Source organism: uncultured Wocania sp., from assembly GCF_964021735.1.
GTDB lineage: Bacteria > Bacteroidota > Bacteroidia > Flavobacteriales > Flavobacteriaceae > Wocania_A.
The window spans coordinates 1-5,530 of sequence record NZ_CAXIBN010000196.1 but is presented as its reverse complement, the minus strand read 5'-3'; the positions used below and the strand labels follow the sequence as shown (position 1 = coordinate 5,530).

Below are 5,530 nucleotides of genomic sequence, written 5' to 3'. Positions count from 1 at the left end.
TTTTTTTCCAAATATTAGTATCTGGATCTCCAACTATCATTGTGTAAGTTGCCGTTTCATCAAAAACTTTAGCCTTAAATTTATCTTGATTAACTCTTAGTGCATAAATCATTTCATTTGATTTCTCATTGATAACTTTTACTACTGGTTTTGTTATGCCTTTAAATTTAACTTCAGGTAGAAAGGCTTTAGGCAAACGGGCGTAATTATCTTCTTGTTTAATTACAATTGGCCAACCAGGGTATTGAGCTTCTTCCTCTTCTGGGTTTATAAATCGTTTATAACATTCTGTTTTAATAATTCTATCCTTTTTATTAAAAGTAACTATACCATAACCAACAGCTCTATTGTGCAAAATTTCTGGTTCTAAATGCATATTATGCGGATTCGCAATAGCTTTAACTGTCATTTTATTTCCAAAACCATCTAGGTGGTTACCTATATATGCAGGATTATTATAACTATGGTTAGAGCTATCTACTGGTGGCCAAAAACGACGAGGCCAAATGTTGTTTAATGCTGGTCCTGCAAAAGCATATCCGCTGTCACCATATTCATCTATACCATATTGAATAAACGATCCTAAATGTTGATCTCCGGCTATATGAAAGGCAAATGCTTTTCTAATAATTTTAATGGCTTTGTCTCTTTTTTGGGCTGGCCATCCGTTAGAATCCATATCGACAGTTGCCTTGTCTCCTTTAATATACTCACCAATCTCTGGAATATAAAGACTTGGTATTACTGCACCTGTTTTTGCTTCTTTAGGAAGTGTAGCTACGGTTGCAAAATTGGTTTGAGATAAAACAGCTTTCATTTCGGTATTTTGAGACCAATCATTAACCCAAGCATCTAAAAACTGTTCTTGTCTAGCTCCTAGCAATTCTGCTTCTAAATCTCTATATTCTTTAATATCAAAATCATCAGCCATAATCCATCCATTATTCACCTTTGCCTCTTTAGGTAAAATGTGAGCTGGTGCAGATTTAAATTTTCTATCTTCAAGGATAGCGAAACTTACTCCTGCATAATTCCAATGTGTATAGTAGACTCCTATATTATTTTTAACGGGTGTAGGGTCGTATGGGTCTGGTAAATGGCTAGTTTGAGTGTATTGTACCATATTAACCCACTCTGGAGTCATTTTGTATCCTCCACTGTCTTGAGATGGAGCACCATAGCCATTACTATTATCTGCTAACTTTCCTTCTTCGCCCCAAATATTACCATGATACACATCGTGGTCATCTGGAATAATAGCGCATGGTCTGTGTCTAAATAGTTCGCGATAAGACCAACCAAACATCATCCACTTGCGCAAATAGTCTAAGCACATTTTATCAAAATCTCCATTGAATTGTACTCCATAACCTCCTGTAGCTTCATAAAATTGATCTCCAAGGAATAAGCATATATCTGGGTTTAATTTTGATACATTTTCATTAACATCTGAGTCTGGAAAACCATAATCGAAATTACAACTAAACACTGCTGCTTTGAGTGTGCTTTTGGTTTTAGGTTCGGCTAAAATAGTTCCTTGATAATCATATTGATGTAGTTCCTCTGTTAAAGGAATTTGTAAACGAATTCTATACGGAATGTTAGCAGTGGTATTCCAGTTACTTACAGAAAAGTTTACAGCTCGACCTGCATTTTTAATAACCTGTTCTTCTTGAGTAACCCAGTTATTTTCTTTTTTAAACTGTAACAATACTTTATGCCCTTTAATTTCTTCTACTGGAGATAATTGCGCTGTTATTTTTAATTTTTTACGATGCAAGGTGTATTGAGAAAAACAAATGGGACCAAATATATTTTCTTCATTAGAATACAAAGATTCTGAGTTTATACTCCAATTTTCAAACCCTACTACTGGTAGATAATCATTATTTCTTTTTGTATCAATATTCGATAGTAAAGCAAATCCTCCTTTTAAGGTTTCACAAGCAACTTCAATATTATTTAGGTTGTACAATACGTTATTAAAAGTATCAATAATTTCAATTTTAAGTGTTTGATTATTAATATCTTTATTTTTTACAATTACACGTATAGTAAATGTATCTGGTATTTTAGTCAATTTGGTTTTGTAAATTTCATTACCAAAAACTACGTTACCATCTAGGTTTAATCCTATATCTAATCCTTTTCCAAAAACAGCTGCCGATCTATAATCGTCAAACCGTCCTTTTGTTCCAAGTATTAGACCAAAAAAACTGGTCTCAAAATTTTCTTTTTCAAAATCTAAAATATTGATGGTTACTTTAGTTTCATATTCTGCATTGCCTTTTGGGTTTTGCACTGTTAATAAATGTAAATTTCTGTTTTTACCTTTTATGGTACATATAGCCTGTCCTTTAGTTAATTCCCAATCTTGAAGTCTATTTCCCCAATATTGAGGACCAACCCATTTCATGTCTTGCCACAAATGCCACTTGCTATTAAAGGCTAAAGGCTTATTGTTGGTGAATCCTGTAATTGGAAGATTTATAAGTCCGTAACCAGATGTTACAGGTATTACAGACCCCAATAAAAATGTCTTTATATAGTCTCTACGATTCATGTATTAATTATTTTAAATAGGGTTATAATCTAAGTTTAATTCTTTTGGAACAGGTGCTTTATTAACTTTCCTCCAGGTTTTTAATTCGTTTAATAATTCTTCTACTTTGTCTTGCCTGTCTTCAATTAGATTGACTCTTTCTCCAATATCTGTTTCTAAATTATAAAGTTCTAATTCGCCATTTTCAAAATACTCGTGTAGTTTCCATTTTCCTTTTCTTATAACACTTCCAGGTCTTGTTCTAAATAATGAATCTCTTGCATCATCTTTTTTAGGGTTAACGCCTTGCAAATAAATTGGAAAATGCCATATAAGGACTCTTTGTTCTAGATTTTTATTTTCTGTTAATAATGGTAATAATGAAATCCCATCTAACTTATAATTATTTGTATCTTTAACAACATCCATTAGTGTTGGAAAAATATCTAAACCTGTAATTGGTGTTTCTATCCTTTTATGTTCTTTAATTTTATTTGGCCATTTTATTATACATGGTACACGTATGCCTCCCTCATAATAAGACCCTTTTCCTGCTCGTAAAGGAAATTGATTTGAAACTGATGCTAATCCTCCATTATCTGAAAGAAAAACGATTATAGTATTTTCTTCAATTTTAAGTTCTTTTAATGTATTAATTAGCTTTCCAACGTTTTCGTCCATGCTCTCAACCATGGCTCCATATTTTGCATTAAATCGCTTATCTCCATTAATCTTAGCATTATACTTGTCTATAAGACTCTGTTTTCCTTGTAATGGTGTATGTACGGTAAAATATGGTAAATACAAAAAGAATGGTTTTTCTTTATTATCAGTAATAAAACTAATGGCCTCATTGGTAAGTCTATCTGTTAAATATTCCCCTTTTTCTCCATCTTTAATATTTTTATTTTTATAAGGACTAAAATAAGACTTTGGGTGACCTGCATGTGAACCTCCTATATTTATATCAAAACCTTGTGTTTTTGGGTCTTCTCCCAAATGCCATTTTCCTATAGATGCATTTGTATATCCATTATTTTTTAATGCTTCTGCTAAGGTAGTAAAACCTTCATCTAAGGTTAATGTATTAGGTGTTGGTATTAATTTTCTGTCTTTAGATTTGCCACGTTCTGACGAGCCTACAGTGTAAATACCATGTGCAGGGGTATTTTTACCAGACATAATACATGCTCTGCTAGGCGCACAGTTTGCTGCTGGTGCATAAGCATTAGTAAATACTACAGCTTCATTAGAAAATCTATCTAAATTTGGGGTTTCGTATATAGGATTTCCCATAAAACTTGTATCGCTCCAGCCTAAGTCGTCTACTAAAATAAAAACGATATTGGGTTTTTCAACTGTCTCTCTATTAACTCTTTTTGAATGACATGCTGACATAGTTAAAATTACAGCTAATATAATAGTGCTTTTTGTAGCCTTTGTTATAATTAAATTCATAATCTTGTCTAATTAAAACCTAAGTATCTATAATCTTACCAGAGAGCATTTTGTCTATTTTTATTTCTAGTTAGCTAGCAAACCATTTTCAATTAATGGGATTCTAAAGTTTTCTATTTCTGCATTTTGATGCTCTCTTTTAAAAATTGCTTCTGCTTGTTTTATAATTTCAGGATATTTATTTGCTACATTATTAGATTCTGTAGGGTCGTTTAATAAATTATACAACTCTAAAGTGGGTTCTTTTTTCGTTGTTTTTAAATTTTGACGAACCAATTTCCAATCTCCCATTCTAATTGCTACCTGCCCTCCATATTCAGGATATTCCCAAAATAAAAACTCGTGTTTAATTTGATTATCTTTCCCTAGTAATGTAGGTAGAAAACTAATACCATCTGTATCTAATGGTTTTTCAAATCCGACTAATTCTGATAGCGTAGCCATAACATCGTAATGCGCAGAAATTAGATTTGTTTTACTTTCTGATTTTATATGATTGGGCCATGAAGCAATCATGGGTACTCTTATACCCCCTTCGTAAACAAAGCCTTTGGCTTTACCATAAGCTTCGCCAAACTCTCCAGAGCTATTAAAGAAAGTGCCATCTGTACCACCAGAATAAGTAACTCCATTATCTGACGTGAATATTATAAGTGTATTGTCGTATAAATTATTTTCTTTTAAATATTTTACTAATTTTCCAACGTTTTCATCTAAATAAGAAATCATTGCAGCATAACCTGCTCTTGGGTTTTGGTGAGGATAATATCCTCTCTCTCCTAGATACGGTTCTTCTTCCCCAAATTTTGTTATATAATGATCTACCCATTTTTGAGGAGCTTGAATAGGATTGTGCGGTATTGGTGTTGCCCAGTAAAAGAAAAAAGGGTTGTTTTTTTCTCTATCGATAAAACTAATCATCTCATTAAACATTAAATCTGGGGTATATTCATTTAATGTATAATCTTTATAGCTATTAGGATTATTAGGATCTTCGTTTTTTAAGAGTTTTCTAGAAGGTTTAATGGTATCGTTATTTAAATACACTCGTTCCTCGTTTCTATATAAATGAACAGGGTAATAAGTGTGGGCTTGTCGTTGACAATTATAACCGAAGAAAAAATCGAAACCCATTTTTGTTGGTAATGCATCGGTATGTGGTGCGCCTAAACCCCATTTACCAACCATACCTGTGGTATAGCCTTTCTCTTTTAGTTTTTTTGGAAATAAAAGCGTATTGCTAGGTATGGGTCTTTGACCTTCTAATGTAGAATCTAATATGGTTTTTCTATAATTCCATACATCACCTCGTTCACTCCACTCATCGTTACCTCTTATATAGGCATGTCCTGAATGTTTACCTGTTAATAGCATGTATCTAGCAGGTGCACAAACTGGAGCGCTGGTATAATGTTGCGTAAAAACCATACCATTTTTTGCTAAAGCATCTATATTTGGAGTTTCAATTTTAGTTTGTCCATAAGCACCTAATTCGCCATATCCCAAATCGTCTGCTAGAATATAGATGAT

General features: G+C 32.7%; 3 protein-coding genes. All 3 read right to left on the bottom strand.

All coding sequences use genetic code 11. The annotated features are described in order from the left end of the window. Nucleotides 1–2,563 (bottom strand): alkaline phosphatase D family protein (locus AADI82_RS13385; protein ID WP_341216928.1); only part of this gene is annotated, 2,563 nt, incomplete at its 3' end. 12 nt (nucleotides 2,564–2,575) lie between these two features. Beyond that, entirely contained in the window at nucleotides 2,576–4,000 is a 1,425-nt protein-coding gene (locus AADI82_RS13380) for a sulfatase (RefSeq protein WP_341216927.1), read from the bottom strand. Between the two features lie 66 nt (nucleotides 4,001–4,066). Then, a partial coding sequence (locus AADI82_RS13375) for an arylsulfatase (protein WP_341216926.1) occupies nucleotides 4,067–5,530 on the bottom strand: 1,464 nt, incomplete at its 5' end.